Source organism: Okeania sp. SIO2B9, from assembly GCF_010672505.1.
Lineage (GTDB): Bacteria > Cyanobacteriota > Cyanobacteriia > Cyanobacteriales > Microcoleaceae > Okeania > Okeania hirsuta.
In genome coordinates, this window is record NZ_JAAHGK010001816.1 from 1 (window position 1) to 1027 (window position 1027).

Annotated in this window: 1 protein-coding gene; it reads right to left on the reverse strand. The window is 31.7% G+C overall.

Annotation, left to right across the window (positions count from 1 at the left end; all coding sequences use genetic code 11):
- Positions 1-304: 304 nt before the first annotated feature.
- Positions 305-1027: hypothetical protein (locus F6K13_RS34670; protein WP_287290184.1), on the reverse strand; the 723-nt coding region annotated here is incomplete at its 5' end.

A 1027-nucleotide genomic window follows, 5' to 3' on the forward strand; every position in this document is an offset into this window, starting at 1 on the left:
TTTTATTCTCCCTACTCCCTACTCGCTTATTTACAAGTATTGTAAGAGAATTCAGCTCTTAGCAGTCAGCTATCAGCAAATAATGAATAATTCCTTATAAGCTTAAAGAAGCGTAATTTGACAGTAAGTTTTAATTGTATCCAAATTTATCAATTGCTTTTACAACCTCTGATCATCAATAGCTGATAGCTAATAGCTTACTGCTGAATGCTTACCAAATATTTAACCAGACATGATATAATTCCATCAGTAAAAAAATTAAAATTATCAAATTTATCTGTATTTTTTACCTGAAAAATTAAAATTATGAATTTAAGGAAACAGGAACATGATGATGAGTAGTATTATTACCATTACCACTATTATTATTATTTAATTTGACATAATGACTAATAAGCTGAGTCAGATGAATGAAAGTCTGAATATCAATTTGACGTGATAATAACATTTCTCGATACTTATTTTCTAAATTTTCCAGCTTATCCTTAACTTCTTCTGGGCATACTTCCGACATAGATTGCCATTCATCAATTAATGCTATGGTATTCTGAATATCTTTCTGATTTTGTTTTTCTTGCAAAATTCGGCATTCTTCTACAAACACCTTTGTCATTTCTTCTAACTTTTCATAAGCTTCTTTAGGTAAATCTCCTTCAATCAACATTGACCTATGTTGGTGCCTTAATTCTTCTACTTCTTTAAGAGCTTGAATTGGATTTTCTTCTAAATTTAAACTAATCTCACTGAGAGCTAAACGGCTATTTTTAATCATATTGAGACACTGTTTATGACGCCACATTCGCAATAAAAATCCGATGATACCTGTAGATATAACAATAATTATACCTGCCTGTAAATCTTGGTTTTCCTCTAAATAGCGCATCCAAACTTGTCTGGGGTCGCCTTGCTCAAATGCTTGCTGAGAACCAGGATGAAGATATACCAATCCACTCTGTAATAAAGAGCGAGCATTTCCGTTAGCAAGTTCTGGGTAAAATAATGAGTATTGTCGAGAAGATGAGATAAT